This window comes from Bradyrhizobium sp. 164 (genome assembly GCF_023073715.1).
Lineage (GTDB): Bacteria > Pseudomonadota > Alphaproteobacteria > Rhizobiales > Xanthobacteraceae > Bradyrhizobium.
In genome coordinates, this window is record NZ_JADPKA010000016.1 from 1 (window position 1) to 17777 (window position 17777).

Here is a 17777-nt window from a genome sequence, read left to right on the forward strand (position 1 = left end):
CGACCGCCGCTCGGCCATCGAGATGTCGGCGCGCATTCGCCTGCGCCCGATCCTGATGACCACGGCCGCGATGGTGACGGGTCTGATCCCGCTCCTGACCGCGACCGGCGCGGGCGCGGCCAGCCGCTTCTCGATCGGCCTCGTGGTCGTCGCGGGCATGTCGATCGGCACGCTGTTCACGCTGTTCGTGCTGCCGGCGGTCTATGTGGTGCTGGCGACCGACCATCGCGCGGCGGCCGATTCAGAGCGGAACAAGCAGGTCAACGAGCTCGATCTTGGCTCCAAGGCCTTGCGGCCGACCTGAGGCGGGTTCAATCGAAGCCGAAAAGCGGCAATGGCAATCGCTGTTGCCGCTTTTTTGTTATGCCGTGCTAGTCTCCCGCCGGGTGTCGTTGTGCCCCGGCACGGACATCATGATGAGGCGCCGCGAATTCCTGGGCGGGCTCGGTTCTGTCACGCTGCGGCGGCCGTTTGCGGCAGCAGCGCAGGCGGGCAAGGTCTATCGGCTCGCGACAGTGACGCTGAACGCCCCGGCCACCGAAACCAGCCCGGCGGGCCAAATCCTGATCAAGGTGTTGGGCCAGCGCGGTTTCGTCCTCGGTCAAAACCTGACCTTCGAGCCGCGCGGGGCGATGAGCGATGTCGCAAAGCTTCCCGGGCTGGTTGCCGAACTGAAGACGCACCACGCTGATGCCATCGATCGGCTAGCTGACCGCAATGGCTGCCAAAGCGGCGGGCATTCCCACCGTGACGGCCAGCGGTCGCTTCCGTCCTTGAACGGGGAAGCGTGGTTGGGCGTACATTGCTCGATGGCAAGACGGTCCACGTCCCGGATGTGCAGGCCGACCCCGAATTTGCGCCCTCGTCCGCGCGAAGGCGTTCTAACCCACGTACGATGCTTGGGGTGCCTCTGCTCCGAGAGGGGCTTACCGATTGGGGTGTTCGTCCTGCCGATCAGGAAGTCGGCAGTGAGATACCGATAGCGAAACCGCCTGGAATAATTTGGCCAGCACGGTGCCGCGCTTGAGCGCCGAATAGACGCCCATCAGGATGCCGAAAACCATTGCAAATACGGTCGCCCAGATCGCAAGTTCCAGTGTTGCAGGCATACGCTCCATAAATAGCGTCGAGACCGGCTGGCGGAACTGATAGGAGACGCCGAACTTGAACTGCGCGGCATTGCCGAAATAGCGCATGGACTGCACTGGAACGGGGTCATCGAGACCGAGCGATTTGCGCACGGCTTCGCGTTCGGCCGCCGACGTATCGATCGAGACGATCTGGTTGACGGGGTCGCCGGCGAAGCGGAACGTCGAGAACGCGATGATGCCGACGGCGAACATGACGCCGATGGCCTGAACGGCGCGGCGAAGAGTGAAAGCGAGCATTCCTTCCACCTTCCTGGGTGTGTGTCTGGCTGACGTCTTTGTCAGCCGGAAAAGGAAAGGTCCCGGAAGCCTGACGCTGCCGGGACCCTGGGTTCAACTGGCGCTATTCCTGCTTGGTCGCCCAGTGGAACATGACGAGGTTGTCCGCGTGCTGCGGCAGGTTGACCTTTTTCGATACGCCCCAGGCCAGCGCCTGCTGGTGCAGGGGGATGTAGGCTCAGTCCTTGATGCTGATCTCATACGCCTGCTTGATCAGTTGATTGCGTTTGGCGGTGTCGGTTTCGACCAGCACCTTGTGATGGCGTCGAACTCCTTGCAATGCACCAAGATTGGCCTCGCCACGCGAGGATTTCGCATCGTCACGGCACCCCATGTGTCATTCAGCACATTGTGGGAATCCATCGTGCTCGGCGTCCAGCCCAGCATGAAGAACGAGGTCTGGTAGCCACCTTGCTTCAGCACCTTGGCGAAGTACTGCGCCTTGGGCTGTGCCAGCAGATTGATTTTGACGCCGATGCGGGCAAGCATGCCGACCACGGCCTGGCAGATCGCGGCATCGTTGACATAGCGATCGTTCGGACAATCCATGGTGACCTCGAAGCCGTCGGGGTAGCCGGCCTCGGTCAGGAGCTTCTTGGCGCCGTCCAGATCGAATTTCGGCGGCGTAAAATCCTTGGACCGTGCGAACAGCTCCGGCGCGATCATCAACGCGGACGGCGTCGAAGGGATTCCTGCCCTTGATGTTGGAGTAGAGCAGTTCGTCGCGGGTCTGATCGAAGCCGATGAAGATGGTGCGCAGCTCCGGGGCCTTCAGCACCTGGGCATTTGGGCTGGAATCGACGCGGGAGATGTCCTGGATCGGCACCGGGTCGATGGCGTCGACCTCGCCCGAGAGCAACGCGGCGACACGGGTCGCGTCGGAGGCCATCGGGGTGAAGATGATCTCCTTCAGGTTACCTTCCATCTTGCCCCAGTAATTGGGGTTGGCCTTGAACACCTTCTTCACGCCGGGCTGATGTTCGATGATGAACGGACCGGTACCATTCTCGTGTAGCGAGGCGTAGCTCGGCGAGGTCGCGGACACCGGCGTCGGCTCGACGGCCTTGTTCTCCTCCGCCCATTATTTGTTGTCCAGAATGTACCAGACATCCCATGCCGAATTCAGGATGGGATTGGGCGAGGGTAGGATGAAATCGACAGTGTACGCCGCATCGAGGTGGCGCGGACACCGCACACTTCCCGGCCGTGAAGGAGCTTGCGAGCTTCGACTTCGAGGCGCAGCCGTCGATCGATCCAAAGCAGATCCGTGACCTGGCCGCGTCACGATAGATCACCGACGGCGAGAACGTACTGCTGCTCGGGCCGCGCGGCGTCGGTAAGACGCACCTGTCCATTGCACTCGGGCGAGAGGCAATCCTGGTCGGGTATACGGTGCAGGTCACCACGGTGACGACGCTGGTCGCTGGCCTCGCCAAGGCGCACTGCGAGCGACGCCTGGACGAGAAACTGCTCGCGTTGTCGAAGCCAAAGCTGCTGATCGTCGTCGAACTCGGTTACCTGCCGCTGGAGCCCGAGGCGGCGCATCTGTTCTTCCAGCTAGTTAGGTTAGCCGCCGCTACGAAACCGGCGCCATGCTGATCACGTCGAACCGCAGCGTTGCCGAATGGGGCACCCTGTTCGTCGATCCCGTGGTCGCCACCGCCATCCTCGACCGGCTCTTGCACCACAGCCACGTGCCGAACATCCGCGGCGACAGCTACCGGCTCCGCGCCAAGCGAAAGAGCGCCCGCTGACGGCCCTCCGGTCGGCTCCGCCTCCCTCCGCCCGTCACCGGCGGAGCCAACCTTCAATCGACATCATGAACGCGAGGGTGGGGGCAGTTCTGCATGACGCAAAGGGGGCAGTTCCGAATGGCGTTTGACAGGCGCGCCGCATCGACACAGTCCCAACGAGCGCTGAATTCACCGATCCGGCCCGTCATATTCCGCCCAACAATCGGTCGTCTCGTACACCCTCACGCTCGAGAGTTGCACAAGGCGCGGTTTCGCGTGCTGCCAGATCCAGATGGCGATATTTTCCACCGTCTGATTTTCCCAGTCCCGGGACTTCATTCAGGCAATGGTGATCGAGTCTTTAGAAAGAAGGCCGAACGCTTCTTCCATGTTGAAGAAATCCATTACGAACCCGGTGCGCGGATCGACGGGCCCGTTCAGCACGATCTCGACGCGATAGGAATGACCGTGCGTCCGATGACACGATGTGTCTGCGGGACGTTTGGAAATCGGTGCGCTGCCTCGAACTTAAATACCTGAGATATCTTCATCTGATGCCGGGACGTGGGATTGCACGCTGATTCGACATTTCCGATGAGCGAGGCATTACGCGACGGCTTGCCGCATGGGGTCGACGGCGTCAGGGCCGTCTCGTGGGCCGAAGCAGAAATCGTCCGAGCTCCCTCTCATCGAACCGCCGGCATAGCTTCCGGCTGCGGCTACACGAATTTTGAGTTCGTGTCCGCGGGTGATGGCCAGCGCGGCGCGATTTGCTGACGCAAATCCAATTACCACGCCGGCCGGGACCAGCAGCCTGCCGTGGATCGTCGCCGAACCACAACTGTGGTTCTGGGCACGTTCCTTCCGTGTGCCATGCAGACGATGGAGCGTCTACTACAAGATCCGGTAGATGCCAAAGCCAACTTGTCGCCCTAGGGTCCGGCCGCGTTCCCCGCCGATCATCATCGAGGAAAAGAAATGAACGAAACCATGAGAAGTCAACAAAGGGCAGAACGGCACACTATGACTGGCAGAACCTGGGTGGCTACCCACGAACACCTCAATCAGGATCCTCGTTGTTCTGACTCAAGAGCCGCAGAAGGCTACGATTGGCGAGAGGCATATGCCTAGGGGAAAATCGACCAACGCAAAAATCAGCTTGTGAAACGTCAAATGGATCCACGCGATCACGGCGATCGATGGGCGCAGATAAACTTATGTACCACTGTGCAAGAGCAGCTCCGGCGAGGGTTGCGCTGAGTACGCGATCAGCGAATTTGGAAAAGCTCGCGACACGTTCATCCATGAATGAGCCGGATACAGAATTCGCGCTCGAGAGCGAGCGAAATTTGATGCCACAGAAGAAACAGCACATCGATCTATCGGACCCGAATCTCTCAAGCCTTATCCTGCGGCTCGCCATTCCATCTGTTGTTGGGTTATCGATCCATGCGTTACAGCAGGTCGTCAATGCGATCTTTGTTGGCGCACTTGGCGCGCAGGCGATCGCAGCTGTGAGCATGACCTTGCCGATCATGGTCCTGCTCGCGGCAGCCGGACAGGGGATCGGTGTTGGAACGGCGTCCTTCATATCTCGTCATCTGGGCGCTCGTGAGTACCTAGAGGCGAGTCGAGGCGCAAGTACAGCTCTCGCGCTCACCGCTCCGACTGGTATCATAGTTACCGTCGCTCTGCTTCCAAGTCTGCCAGCGATATTCGCAACCTTCGGAGCGACTCCAAGCATCATGCCCGTGGCGCTCGACTACGCGGGAACGCTTTTGTTCGGGAACACCCTGATGCTTCTAAACATCGTCAGCGGATTCATTGTCAGAGCCGAAGGCGATACGCGATTCAGCATGTGGGCAATGCTTACCGGGTTTCTACTGAACGCTGTGCTTGACCCCGTCTTCATATTCTTGTTTGACCTTGGTGTGCGTGGCGCAGCCCTCGCCACGCTGGTATCGCAGATCGCTGCTATCGGACTCTATATCGCGTATTTTACGAAGCTTGGCGGGACAGTTCTCGTCAGGATATCTCATATGTCATTGCGAGCAGATCGCATCAGACAGCTCGTGTCGGTGGGCGCGCCAGCGACAATGACGAGTATCTTATCGGCACTTGCGGTTATGCTCTTGTACGGAGCTGCTGCACCGTTCGGCGATGATTCCATCGCCGCAGTTGGAATAGCTGTGCGAATCTTGATGGTCGGCGCACTGCCTATCACCGGGTTCTGCATAGGCGCTCAAGCTGTCCTGGGTTTCGCTTGGGGCGCACGCGACTATGTTCGTATTCTGAAGGCTGCGAAGTTCATGCTCTTCGTGACGGTCGCATTCTCCATCGCGTATTCTGCGGCCGTTGTGGTTTTTGCAAGGCCTTTGGTGACCCTATTTAGCGATAACGAGAATGTCGCGGAAATAGCCGTCTCGTCCTGCATCGTGTTTCATCTCTTCTTTGGACTGTTTGGGGTTCAGAGTTTCGTGACGGCAATGCTCCAGGCGTTTGGGAGAGCACGCCTCAGTGCAACTGTGGCCCTGGCGAGGCAGGGCTATCTCTTCATACCGGCCGTACTGTTATTCCCGGTGGTTGCGGGTTTCGATGGACTGTTAGCTAGTCAAGCAATCGCTGAGCTGGGCGCCGGAATGATCGCTCTGTTCGTCATGTTCCACCAGTTCGGTGAGCTCAGACGAGCGCTCCAGCACCGTGGTTCAAAAGCGATCGGGATAGCGGGTTGGCCTTAGAACGGATGTCATCGAGCCCAGAGCATTGGGCGCAAGCCTCCTGACAAGCTCGCGGCAAGATGCGCTGCCAGTGGGCACGGATTTTGCGGGCTCGCGGGCGTGCGATCGGCACGGTCCTTTCCATCGGTGCTCCTCGCACTCGCGGATCGCACCGGCTCGCCTAGCGGACGGATCGGGCAGTTCGGCGAGCGATAGCCGATGTGCTCCCGCTCGCCAGGCGGGGTGCCTTTTTGCGAGCTCGGTTGGCGGGACGGCAAGGGTTCTACGCGCGAAAGGCTCGGCTTTAGCAGAGTGGGTGGTTTCTGCGCTTATGCAGGTTTGTCTCTTAACCCGGGTCTTTGGAGCTGACTTGAATGCCGCCGCTATGGGTCGACACTTCGCAGGATGCTCTTGAATTTTCGCCTGCCACGATTCGCTGTTGGGCCGTCGTGGCCGCCTCGGTCAATCTCGCTTTCATCGCATTGGTCATATTTTTGGCGTGACCGCGAGACGCAATCTTGCTGATTGGATTAGTTGTCTCGCCCACATCTGAAACGCGCAACACGCACTAGGGAGCTCGGTGCTCTGAAGCACAAGCAGTCCGATGTTTCATATCCAGCCTCATGAGCTATCGTGACTATCTACACTGGGCCAGTGTTTGAGATGGCCGTAAGGCAATTCGAACTGATCGCGAATTATCTGGGGATACCAGACGAGGTCAGACCCGCCTGCCGATGCCCGAAGCGATCTGTCACGGTGTCGTGCCCAATTCACCGTGATGACGGCACAACGGCGGTTTTTGAAGGCTCTCGGGTGCAGCACCTTACACTTGGCCCTACTAAAGGGGCACCAGATTCGGGCCAACCGTCGACCTTGGCGAAGTTGCAGCGCTTGCGATCTGGATGAGCTGGAAGTGTGCCCTGGTCGGATTGCCATATGGCGGCGCCAAGGGCGGAATTAACGTCGACCCTTCTAGCTTGTCGAACCGTGAGCTTCAGACTCTGTCGCGCCGGTATATGCGTATATGCTGGAAATGATCCCGTTTCCCGAAGACCATCGCACTGCGATTGGTAATGATGACGGGACCAACGCAAACCTCGTGCCGAAGAGAGTTCGAGGCTCTGCAGGCACTCCGTAAGGTGTGTAGCGTCAAGTTGCTGACATTTGCTCGAGACTGACAGTCTGCGCTGCTATCGTCCGACAGGACGTTGCGCTTCGAACAGTTGTCCCATCGCCCCTCAATACGCGGAACGCGCGTTAATGTAGGGCATTCAACTCCGCATCGTTCAGCGCGGTGATCGAGGAAGCGCTGCTCGGCGCCATCTGTCCCGGGGCGATCGCCGCTACAATCGCGGCCGCCAAGATCAGGTGCGTGATGCTCTCCGCCGACGTCATCCAGCCGTGCGCCAACTGGTGCTGATCGCCAGCGACGATCTCATTGCTGGCCTCCTCAATCGCAATGGCCTCAACACCGGCAACGGCAATCGCGTACCCGCGAGCGCGCCACATCAATGCGCTCAAACAACCACATCCCGGTGTTTAAGCCCGCCGATGGCGGAGTAGTGTGGTCGCCGCCGGGCCGTGTCCCCGTTGGTCTGCTTCACCGGCAGATCGACATTGTACTCGTGGGGGGCCAGCAAAGCGCCTGTCGCGCGCCGCCCAGTTCCTCGACCTTGTCGAACACATCTTGATCGCTTCCTGGACACGCCGATCCGGGTCTTTCACATAGCGGTCGCCGGCCTTCATGAAGCCGACGGGCGCTGCCACAACCAACTCGCCCGCGGCGCGCCTTCTATTAGCGTGCCGAGAGCGAGGGCTGGCGCAACAGATCCGGTTCGTACTCGTTGAGGCTGCCCTTGAGCCCGAGCAGCAGGCGGTCGTTTCCATGCGTCGATGCGTAGATGGTCTCGGTATCAACCACGCGGCACATCTCGATGAGTTGCTGCCAATCCCGACTGAAGATCCTCATCGAGCGCGTGCAGGATTGCGAGCGAAGCGCGAGACCTCGAGGGCGCAAACCGCACCAACTTACCAAGGAAAACTGCGCTCAGGAGAGGCCCTTGCGGCACCCGCTGAGCTGTGCGTCATAAACGGAACGCTGCCATTGTAGCTCAGCGCTCGCTTGCAGGCAGCAGACCGATCAGCGCTTTAGCCTCGGACTTCAGAACTACAATCGCAGCCTTCCGAGCATCTGCATCAAAGCGCGTCCGAATGGCGGAGACCGAGAGGGCGCCGCGCAATTGGCCATGAACGTCGATCACAGGCACAGCTGCGGCCGCGACCTCAGGATCCCGCTCGCCGATCGAGACGTAGGAGCCACGATCTCTGACCTTCTTTCCATCGGCTGATGCAGAATCGCGGTAGGCGGTAAGAACACGGCCGGCAGCGCCGCGGTCAATCGGCAATCGCTGACCCTCTTCGAGGTGATGCCGGACCGAACGCGGAGAATTGACGCGATAAAGGCAGATGCGCTCGTCGCCGTCCGCGATGTAGAAGGATGCGGTCTCTCCGGTTGCCTCGACCAGACGATGGAGCGAGGGTCTGATCAGGTCACCGAGGTCGAGCCCGCGCTGATAGAGCGCCCCAAGGCGCCATAGCTCCGGTCCGGGTCGAAATAGCCGGTCCGTACCCCGCACCAGGAAGCCATCCGCCTCCAGAGATGCGGCAAGGCGAAGGACTGTGCTCTTGTACAGGTCAGTCGCATCCGCAATCTCCGTCAGCGTCATCGCGGCGCGCTCCGGGTCGAACGCCTTAAGGATTGCCAGTGCCCGCGCGACCGCATCAACCCCTGTTCTTACCATCGATACCTCTGGTTCTGCTGTGCAGAACCAATAGTCAGAATGACGCCAGGAGTCCACCCAGTTAGCGCGAGGGCCATTCTGCACATCAGAATACGATTGACTCCTCGTGAGAACGCGAGCTACTCGGTTCCAGGTGCCAGAACAAGTTCTATGGAGCGAAACAATGGGGCGGCCGGGACTTGCCGTGGACTTGCACGAAGTCATGATTCGCTTTGGCGACTTCACGGCCGTCAAAAGCATGAACCTCCAGGTGGCCGAGACTGAATTCGTTGCAGTGGTGGGGCCGACCGGCTGCGGAAAATCCACCATTCTCAACACTGTCACCGGACTGCTGAAGCCCGCCGCCGGCGACGTTCGCATTTTCGGCAAGTCTCTTACGGGCCTGAACGGTCAGTCCGGCTACATGCTTCAACAGGAAGGGCTGCTGCCCTGGAAGACCGCCCAGGACAATGTCGGCCTCGGGCTCGTCTTTCAGGGCAGCTCGATCCCGAAAGCGCGCGAGCAGGCACGGCCCTGGCTCGCCAAGGTCGGATTGAAGGGATTCGAGAAGCGCTATCCGCATCAATTGTCCGGCGGCCAGCGCAAGCGCGTTGCGATGGCACAAACGCTGATCATGGAGCCCAAAATCGTTCTCATGGACGAGCCGTTCTCCGCGCTGGACGTTCACACACGCCGACTCATGCACCGCATCCTGCTCGACCTCTGGCAGGCGGACCGGCGCTCGCTCATCTTCATCACCCATGATCTCGATGAGGCGATCACGCTAGCGGACCGCGTCGTTGTGATGTCTGCCGGTCCCGCCAGCCGCATGGTTGCCGACGTCAGGATCACGCTGCCTCGTCCGCGCGATGTTTCTGCGCTGCAGACCACCGACGAATTCGTCGCGCTCTATCGTGAAATCTGGTCGCTGCTCGGCGCCGAAGTGGAGAAAAGCTATGTCACGCAGGGGTAGGGTCGCTCTCACGCAGTTCGCCATCCTCCTTGGCCTGATCCTGATCTGGGAATTGGGCGTGTGGGCCGGACTGATCGATCCCTTCTTCTTTCCGGCACCGTCGACACTTGTCGTAAGGATCGGGGAGTGGATGTCGATGGCGGACTTTTGGACCGATATTGGCATAACATTGCTGGAGACGGTCCTGTCGTTCCTGGCTGGCATCGGGATCGGCACAGCACTTGGTATCTGGCTGGGCTTAAGCCCGTTTGCTGCCGAAGTCGTTCAGCCCTTTATCAAGATGTTCAATGCAATCCCGCGGATCTTGCTTGGACCCATTTTCGTCATCTGGTTCGGATTGGGCCTCACCTCCAAGGTTGCGCTCGGCGTCACGCTGGTTCTATTCGTCGCATTCTTCAACACCTTCCAGGGCGTCCGCGAGGTCAATCCGGTCGTGCTGGCGAATGCCCGCCTGCTACGTGCATCGAAGTCCTCCCTGCTACGGCACGTCTACCTGCCGTCCGCCACGACGTGGATTTTGTCGAGCCTGCGGGTGTCAGTCGGCATGGCCGTGATGGGAGCCGTGGTCGCCGAATATCTCGGCTCGTCCGCAGGATTGGGGCACTTAATTGCGCAGGCCGAAGGCGTCCTCGATGCGACCGGAGTGTTCGCAGGAATTGTCGTTCTCGCCGCCTTCGTCGTTGTCCTCGATGCCATCGTCGACTGCGCGGAAAAGCGGCTCCTGGTCTGGCGGCCGGCGCCTGCGCACGAAAGCTGATCGTACGCTCTCCCATCAATCATGGAGGTTCGCATGCACGTTTCCATAAGACTGACGCCGGTCGTGGCGCTGGCCGCATTCTCGGTCATTTTGGCGCATGCCACCGAGCCCGAGAAAACAAAATTGAAGATCGCCGTGGGGTCACAGATCCTCAACTATATGCCTGTCGAAGTTGGAGTGAAGCTTGGCTCCTTTAAGGAGGAAGGCCTTGACGTTACCGTCGAGAACTTCCAGGCCGGTGGCTCAAAGGCTCTGCAGGCCCTGATCGGCGGCTCCGTCGACGGGACTATCGGCTTTTACGATCACACCATTCAGATGCAGGCGCAGGGTAAACAAATTTCCTGCGTGTTCCTGCTGAACGACATTCCCGGCGTCCTGCTCGGTGTCCGCAACGACCTCGCCGACAAGGTCAGAACCGCCGCCGACCTGAAGGGTCTCAGGCTCGGGATCACGGCGCCGGGGTCATCGACGGAGACTATGGCGCGTTACTACATCAAGAGATCAGGGTTGGGTCCACGCGATGTCAACATCATTGCCGTCGGCAGCGGCGCACCGGGCATGGTGGCGCTTGAGGCCATGAACGTCGATGCCTTGGTCTATTTCGATCCCATCGCGACGCTTCTCGCGCGCAAGAAGAGCGCGACAGCGCTGTTCGATGCGCGCACGATCGAAGGCTCAAAGCAGGCCTTCGGCGGATCCTATCCGACCGCGTGTCTCTACCTTCAGCAGTCCTTCATCGATAAAAATCCAGAAACGGTCCAGCGCCTGGTCAACGCCTTGCTCAAAACTCACCGCTGGATCAACGCAACCCCGACGGAGCAGCTCGTCGATACGATTCCTCCTGGTTACAAGACTGACAATCGCGAGGTGAATATCGAAATCATGAACGCATCGAAAGCGCTGTTCTCGCCGACCGGGCAGATGGACATTGAGGCGGCCAAGGTCCCGCTGGCTGTCCTGAGCGACTCTGATCCAAAAATCGCTGCCGCAAAGATCGACTTGAACAAAACCTTCACCAATCGCTTCGCGGAACGCGCCGCTCAACAACTGAAATAGCTGCTCGCAGACCAAGCCCTCACCATCGGATCACCTAAGGAAGGCTTCTTCAGATGTCTCTGCCGCTCACCGGCATCCGCGTCCTGGACCTGTCGAACGTGTTGGCCGGTCCGTTCTGCGGTTATCATCTCGCGCGTCTTGGCGCGGAGGTCATCAAAGTCGAAAATCCGAACGGCGGCGACCTCGCGCGGCGCCTCGGCGCCGATCCGCAAAGGGCAGAGCGCCTGCAGGGCCTCTCTTTTGTCGCGGTGAACGCCGGCAAGCAATCCGTGGCGCTGGACTTGAAGTCGGAATCGGGCCGCGAGGTATTCTTGCGGCTCGTCAAGGAAGCAGATGTGGTGCTCGAAAACTTCCGGCCGAAGGTGATGGAACGGCTTAGCCTAGGCTTTGATGTGCTCAGCAGGCAGAACCCGCGTCTGGTGTACTGCGCGATCTCCGGCTTTGGGCAGAGCGGGCCGTGGTCCGCCCGTCCTGCCTATGACCAGATCGTTCAGGGTCTGTCTGGTGCCATGAGCGTCACTGGCGATATGGCCTCGGCTCCCCTGCGCACGGGCTTTCCGATCTCCGACACGATTGCGGGACTGACTGCTGCCTTTGCCATCGCCGCGGCTCTGGTCGACCAGCGGTATAGCGGCCGCGGTCGGTTCATTGACGTGTCCCTGCTCGAAGCCACCGTCGCAGCGATGGGATGGGTCGTCTCCAACCACCTGAACGCTGGTGTCGAGCCGCAACCCATCGGCAACGAGAACTTCACCGCGGCTCCCTCCGGCACGTTCCGCACCGCAACAGGCCCGCTGAACATTTCCGCCAACGAGCAGAAGCAGTACCAAGCCCTATGCGACCTGATTGGCCGACCGGACCTGAAGACGGATCCACGCTTTGCTGGGCGCGAGATGCGCAAGGTCAATCGCGCAGCGCTGAACACGGAGTTGAACAAGGCGTTGGGTTGCAAGCCCGCTGACGAATGGGAGGCCCAAATGAATCTGGCTGGAGTCCCCGCAGGCTGCGTGCTGACGGTCTCGCAAGTTTTGCAGCAGCCACAGCTCCTCGAGCGCGGATTCGTCGAGACTTTGGCCCCAGAACAAGACGGTGCGCAGCCGTTACGAATCACGCGGCCGGGCTTCCGGCTGGATGAGGAGTTTTCGGTGCCTTCACCACCTGCGACGCTCGGAGCAGACACCGAGCGATGGTTGCAGCGGCTCGGCTATTCGTATGCGGAGGTCGAGCAACTGGTCTCAAGCCGGGCCGTCGGGACACCAAAGCAAGGAGGGGCTGATTTCCGGCCCGTCCGCGTGGCCGCGGACGGACCAATATCATGATATTCGACGGCTTGCGGCGGTTGGCAATCGGCAGGTTGAAGGGGCGGAACCGGAAATGAGCGAAGAAGAATTGCGACAGCAAGCGGCCCGTTGGTGGCGAACCTCCATCTGCGACATCGCGCCCGGTCGCATCGCCTATCGGGGTTATCCAATCGAAGATTTGATCGGCCGGATTTCCTTTCCCGCCATGATCTGGCTGATGTTGCGCGGCGATCTGCCGACGCCAGCGCAGGAGCGGCTGCTGCAAGCTGCGCTGGTCGCGTCCGTTGACCACGGTCCGCACGCGCCCTCCATCGCAATTGCGCAAATGGCGGTGAGCTGCGGGCTGCCCCTGAACGGTGCGATGGCCTCGGCGATCAATACACTCGATGACGTGCACGGCGGAGCAGGGGAGCAGGCGGTCGAACTCTACGAAGATGTGCTGCGGAGGCGCGATGGCCTAGAGATCGGCGAGGCCGCGGCCGCCGCAATCGACCATTTCACCGCAAGGCGCGGCAAATATCTGCCCGGCTTCGGCCACCGGTTTCATACGGTCGACCCGCGCGCGGCACCGCTATTGGCGCTGGTGGAAGACGCAGGTGCTGAGGGCAGTGTCAGCGGCGACTATGCCAAGGCCGCCCGCGCGATCGAGCGCGTAATGCAGCAGCGCAAGGGCAAACTCATCCCAGTGAACATTGATGGCGCGACCGCGGTCATTTATGGCGAGCTCGGCTTCGCGCCTCCGCTGGCGCGCGGCGTCTTCTGCCTGTCGCGCGCGGTCGGAATCCTGGCCCACGCCTGGGAACAGACCAGGCGCAAGGATCGTAACAAGGGGCCGATGCCCAAGCAGTTTGGCTACAAATATGAGGGACAGCCGCGCCGCACGCTGGGGGGCGCGTCATGATGTATCTCGACAAGCCGCCTCAGCTGGTTGAAACCCGCGTGTTCTCGTCGATGCCGGCGGAATTTCGTCGCCCTGGTGTTTCCTCGAAATGGGCGGATGCCAACCGCGGGGGCCATCCGGTGGATTGTTTCATCGAGGGGCCGTCGTTCGACAAGGCCGGGAATCTCTACGTCGTCGATATCCCGCGGCCGCATTTTTCCGGATTTCGCCCGGCGGCATCTGGTCTCTGATAATCGAATATGACGGCTGGCCGAATGGTCTGAAGATCGCACCTGATGGCCGGGAGCTGGTGGCCGATTAAATGAACGGCCCCATGGAGCTCGATCCGCAGCGGGATACTATCAGCCCGCTTCTGGGGCACCGCAATTCCGAGCCCTTCAGAGGCTGCAACGACCTGCATATCGCGACCAGCGGCGACATCTATTTCACCGATCAGGGGCAAACTGGATTGCGCGATCCGACCGGCCGGGTGTTCCGACTGTGTTCTGACGGCCGGCTCGATTGCCTGATTTCGAACGGGTCAAGCCCGAACGGGCTGGTGCTCAGTCCCGACGAGGCCGTGTTGCTCGTTGCAATGACGCGCGACAACAGCATCTGGCGCGTGCCGCTGATGCGTGACGGTGGGGTTGGGAAGGTGGGACGGTTCAGCCTGTTCTTCGGGAACAGCGATCCTGACGGGCTGACGATGGATCAAAAAGGGCGGCTCTTTGTCGCGCACGCCTCCCTCGGCCACGTCTTCGTCATGGCGCCGAACGGCGAAACGATCGCCCGCATCAAGTCCTGCGCTGGCGCGACCTGCACGAACCTCCTATTGGAGGCGGCAAACGGCACATTGCTCATTACGGAATCCTCTACCGGATCAGTGTTGATGGCTGATCTCGCTCACTTTCCTTGAACGTTCGCCAGCAGGAGTGACAAGGTGGTACCGAATCCTTTTACGCGACGGTCCACCGAATGAAGATGCAGGAAGGAGCCGGTAGATGATTGGCTTGCCAGTTGCCGAGGCATTGTACTTGGCGACGAATGGACCGCATTTGTGTGCGGTGATCCGAAACCGGCGTCAGTAAGTCGCATTGTGTGGGAAGCACGAAAGAACGACTCGGCCATCGTTTGTAAGGCTGGGGTCGGGCTTCGCCCCCCAACGGGTCGCCGCCGACCTGGCTCCGCGCCTTTTAGCCGGGCAGGTTTCGGCTCGCGGGTCCACGAGCCTTGAGAAGACCATGGTATCGCTTCGCACCATGAAGAACGATTTGATCGCTGATACCCGCCAAGAAGGTCGAAGAGGTAATCCGCTCGCAGTAGGAGTAAGCACCGCATCAGCGTCGAGGTTCTCGATCATCCTCGGCCGCGACGCACTGTCATAGCCTCTTGCGCGCGCGCAATCCTCCAACCCGATATCCCCTCTCCTCGTAGAAACGACGTACCCGTTGTAAAGCTGGATAGCCATCCGGGGGCAACGCAACCTCAATCATCTGCCAGCCTCGGCGCTTCGCCTTCGAATGTACCGCCTCGAGCAGATGCCGACCGTGGTCAGAGCTTCGGAAGTCGCGAGAAATCCATAGCTCCTGAAGCACACCGTACGCTCCGGCTGCTCTCACGGCCTGTACGGCCGAGGTGGCAGCGACCCCTACAATCTGCCGGGTGGCTTGTTCCTCGACGACAAACATGAAGCCTCTTCGGAATCCTGAATCAGGCGCAAAGCAGCCTGCTTCGCGCCTTCAAGGCTGAACTCTGGTCCGGGGCCACCTAATTCAGAAAGTAGCTTTCCGACGGCTTCTGCGATCGCGTTCTCATCTCCTGGCACGCCTTTGCGCAAAGCCGTGCCCCGTGGGGCAGGCCTTGCGCTTCAGCGCCAACACGAACACCCGTTAGTTAGATGAGGATATCCATGCTTCAGAAGGATACAGAAAACGCAACTGAGAGCAACTATCAAGCTCGATAGGGAATAGGACGTCCGCACTCGCTATCAGCAACAGAGGTGAGGTAAGTGCAAGCTGTTGCCATTCTCAGAATCGACTGCGGCTTGACCCGCTGCGAACTCATGATGGACTTCCTTCGATTGGAAAGGAAATCCACGAGACGGCAGATTCGCGCGTGGGCAGGCCGGCCATGAAGATCAAACATTTCGTAAGAGTGATTTCCGATCATCACTCACGAGCGACTCGATTCAGTAGATCTTGCGGCATGGTAATTGCCGTGCCATAGGGCGCATCAGCTCCGCGCGTCCGAAGGTGAGATTCCCCACACTCGTGTGCGTCACTCGTACAAGGTTGCGCGAGGCGGGAGAGGTATCATACGCGTGCGCCCGACAAAATCGTCTGAACAACATCGCGAAAGATTTTGCACGCTAATGCACTATCTTAAGCTTACCTCGAAGAATCGAAAGATAATGGCAAGCACAGCTTGTTTACCTTCCCTCCTCGTTTAAGGGACCGTCACGGAACGGGAGTGGTTGCAATGGAGCATGGGCAGGCCGAACTAGTCGGAGGAAAACCTGTAATCTTCGGACAGCGTAAGGTGCGGCCGCGAGCGTGCGTGGCCGTCGGCAAGCGGCATCTGCGCGCCTTTCTTCGGGATGTGCTGGAGGATATGGGGTTTGTTATCAGCGAATGCGGGACTGCTGACGAGCTGTCGCACGTACTCGGCACGGACTTCCCTGATCTGATCCTGCTCGGCATTGGCTCGGATCGCATCGAGCCTGGACGATTGCTCGAGATACTCGTACGCGAAGGATTTGCAGGCGGAGTGCTGGCGTTCGGCGCCCGCGAGTCGATCATCATGACGGCAGTGCAGCAGGTCGGGGGCGAATATGGACTTGATATGCTGCCGCCGCTGAGGACGCCGTTTGCAGCCGAGACGCTGCGCGATCGGGTCGCCATGCTCTTGCCCAGAGAGCCGGCGCCCCGTCCCGCGGTCCATGTCGGGGAAGCCTTACACGCTGGCTGGCTTGAGCTCTGGTATGAGCCGAAGTTTGACGCGTGTACCCTCAGCCGCCGCGGCGCCGAGGCGCTTGTGCGAATGCGGCACCCGACCTGGGGCGTTGTTCCACCGGCCTATTTCATCGCGGAGGCTCACGATCCGCATTTCAGGGAGTTGTCGCAGTTCGTGATCGACCGCGCGATCAAAGATTGGCAGTATCTTCTGGAGCAGCAAACTTCGATCGATCTCTCCATCAATCTCCCGGCAGCATTCCTGATTGACCCGCAAGCGGTACGCGATCTCTGTCAGCGCATGCCCTCGCACCCCGCTTTCGGCGGCTTGACGATTGAAATCGATAGCGAGGAAGCGATCCAGAACCTAGATCTCCTGATCGAGGTCGCACGTGAGGTTCGCTTTCACAACATTGGCCTTGCAATCGACAATGTCGGCGCCAATTGGCCGCAGCTGATGGGGATGGAAAAATTCCCGTTCATGAAATTAAAAGTGGACCGGCAGTACGTCGCCGGTTGCGGAAATGGACCCCTGAAGCGAACGGTGTGCCGCCATATCGTCGATCTAGCCAAAGAGTACAGCGTGCGCACCGTCGCCGCAGGTGTGGAGAGCCACGCCGACCTGATCGCTGTGACCGAACTCGGATTCGACCTTGCGCAGGGCCATCTGTTCGGAAAGGCCATGCCGCTGAAGCAATTTGCACAGTCATCTTTCAGCCCTGTTCCACTTCGTCCAAAATAGTTGCATGAGGAGTGGCTGAGCAGAGCCAGGCAAAGCGTACCAGCGCTCGCCCGCGCCGCCATGCCTACTCGGCACCAGGCATGCGGCTGACTGCAATTAAATCGGTCACTTTGCAAAGCCAGTAACGCTTCTCCCGGCGGAACTTCATTTCCCTCCGAAGCGAGCCCGAAAGTTATTGTAGCACAAACCCTTTTTATCAGGCGTCCAGCGAGTCAATCCGCGGAGTTAACGTTGCAGCCGTGAGCGAGGCTTGCACAAAACCTCCAGTCAGGGCGTGTGACCGGAGGTTTGCCGAGATCCGGTGTAGACGTGCGTCGGCTCGCGGCTTTTAGTCGCGCCGCCGGTTTCGGAATCGTCGAGCGTCGCTTGGCCCCGCGCTGCCATGCAAGACAAACGACGGAAGCGCCCAGCGGTCGAGTCGCGACTGACTCTCGGAGTAGGGCCTGAGGGCTCGCATAGC

General features: G+C 60.0%; 12 protein-coding genes and 6 pseudogenes. 11 read left to right on the top strand and 7 right to left on the bottom strand.

Annotated features, from left to right (window positions below; translation table 11 throughout):
• Positions 1-304 (top strand): efflux RND transporter permease subunit (locus IVB01_RS05175; RefSeq protein WP_247494285.1); only part of this gene is annotated, 304 nt, incomplete at its 5' end.
• A gap of 656 nt (positions 305-960) precedes the next feature.
• On the opposite strand, the pseudogene IVB01_RS05180 reads toward IVB01_RS05175, so the two are convergent.
• Together IVB01_RS05180 and IVB01_RS05185 are read right to left on the bottom strand one after the other, a co-directional pair.
• A pseudogene (locus tag IVB01_RS05180) lies at positions 961-1388 on the bottom strand (ABC transporter permease); the annotation flags it as partial.
• Positions 1389-1491: 103 nt separating this feature from the next.
• Positions 1492-2592, bottom strand: a pseudogene (locus tag IVB01_RS05185) (ABC transporter substrate-binding protein); the annotation flags it as partial.
• Between the two features lie 26 nt (positions 2593-2618).
• Here IVB01_RS05185 and istB point away from each other — a divergent pair.
• Positions 2619-3250: pseudogene (gene istB, locus IVB01_RS05190) on the top strand (IS21-like element helper ATPase IstB); the annotation flags it as partial.
• Positions 3251-3349: 99 nt separating this feature from the next.
• Here the strand turns inward: istB and IVB01_RS05195 are convergent.
• A pseudogene (locus IVB01_RS05195) lies at positions 3350-3604 on the bottom strand (6-carboxytetrahydropterin synthase).
• 860 nt (positions 3605-4464) lie between these two features.
• Here IVB01_RS05195 and IVB01_RS05200 point away from each other — a divergent pair.
• Both IVB01_RS05200 and IVB01_RS05205 read left to right on the top strand, forming a co-directional pair.
• Positions 4465-5898, top strand: coding sequence for an MATE family efflux transporter (locus IVB01_RS05200; RefSeq protein ID WP_247336984.1), 1434 nt, complete (start codon positions 4465-4467; stop codon positions 5896-5898).
• A 612-nt stretch (positions 5899-6510) separates the two neighbouring features.
• Positions 6511-6922, top strand: a pseudogene (locus tag IVB01_RS05205) (Glu/Leu/Phe/Val dehydrogenase dimerization domain-containing protein); the annotation flags it as partial.
• Positions 6923-7134: 212 nt separating this feature from the next.
• Here IVB01_RS05205 and IVB01_RS05210 read toward each other — a convergent pair.
• The 3 genes from IVB01_RS05210 to IVB01_RS05220 form a co-directional block, all read right to left on the bottom strand.
• Positions 7135-7398, bottom strand: coding sequence for a hypothetical protein (locus tag IVB01_RS05210; RefSeq protein ID WP_247494286.1), 264 nt, complete (start codon positions 7396-7398; stop codon positions 7135-7137).
• Between the two features lie 274 nt (positions 7399-7672).
• Positions 7673-7846 (bottom strand): recombinase family protein, encoded by a 174-nt coding sequence (locus tag IVB01_RS05215; RefSeq protein ID WP_247494287.1) that lies wholly within the window; start codon positions 7844-7846, stop codon positions 7673-7675.
• Between the two features lie 142 nt (positions 7847-7988).
• Entirely contained in the window at positions 7989-8735 is a 747-nt protein-coding gene (locus IVB01_RS05220) for an IclR family transcriptional regulator (RefSeq protein WP_247494288.1), read from the bottom strand.
• A gap of 106 nt (positions 8736-8841) precedes the next feature.
• On the opposite strand from IVB01_RS05220, the gene IVB01_RS05225 reads away from it, so the two are divergent.
• The 6 genes and pseudogenes from IVB01_RS05225 to IVB01_RS05250 all read left to right on the top strand — a co-directional run bounded on the left by IVB01_RS05225 (position 8842) and on the right by IVB01_RS05250 (position 14540).
• Positions 8842-9630, top strand: a complete 789-nt coding sequence (locus tag IVB01_RS05225; RefSeq protein ID WP_247494289.1) for an ABC transporter ATP-binding protein — start codon at positions 8842-8844, stop codon at positions 9628-9630.
• Positions 9614-10387 (top strand): ABC transporter permease, encoded by a 774-nt coding sequence (locus IVB01_RS05230; protein ID WP_247336973.1) that lies wholly within the window; start codon positions 9614-9616, stop codon positions 10385-10387. Before IVB01_RS05225 ends, IVB01_RS05230 begins: the two co-directional genes overlap by 17 nt.
• A 33-nt stretch (positions 10388-10420) precedes the next feature.
• Positions 10421-11443 carry an ABC transporter substrate-binding protein gene (locus IVB01_RS05235; RefSeq protein ID WP_247336971.1) on the top strand — a complete coding sequence of 341 codons (1023 nt, stop codon included), beginning with the start codon at positions 10421-10423 and terminating at the stop codon, positions 11441-11443.
• Between the two features lie 53 nt (positions 11444-11496).
• Positions 11497-12762: a CoA transferase gene (locus IVB01_RS05240; RefSeq protein ID WP_247494290.1), complete on the top strand. Its 1266-nt coding sequence runs from the start codon at positions 11497-11499 to the stop codon at positions 12760-12762.
• 55 nt (positions 12763-12817) lie between these two features.
• Positions 12818-13645 (top strand): citryl-CoA lyase, encoded by an 828-nt coding sequence (locus tag IVB01_RS05245; RefSeq protein ID WP_247494310.1) that lies wholly within the window; start codon positions 12818-12820, stop codon positions 13643-13645.
• A pseudogene (locus tag IVB01_RS05250) lies at positions 13642-14540 on the top strand (SMP-30/gluconolactonase/LRE family protein). Before IVB01_RS05245 ends, IVB01_RS05250 begins: the two are co-directional and overlap by 4 nt.
• A 463-nt stretch (positions 14541-15003) precedes the next feature.
• Here IVB01_RS05250 and IVB01_RS05255 read toward each other — a convergent pair.
• A complete protein-coding gene (locus IVB01_RS05255) occupies positions 15004-15312 on the bottom strand; it encodes a GNAT family N-acetyltransferase (RefSeq protein ID WP_247494291.1) in 309 nt (102 codons plus the stop codon).
• A 790-nt stretch (positions 15313-16102) separates the two neighbouring features.
• On the opposite strand from IVB01_RS05255, the gene IVB01_RS05260 reads away from it, so the two are divergent.
• Positions 16103-17317: an EAL domain-containing response regulator gene (locus IVB01_RS05260; RefSeq protein ID WP_247494292.1), complete on the top strand. Its 1215-nt coding sequence runs from the start codon at positions 16103-16105 to the stop codon at positions 17315-17317.
• Positions 17318-17777: the final 460 nt, after the last annotated feature.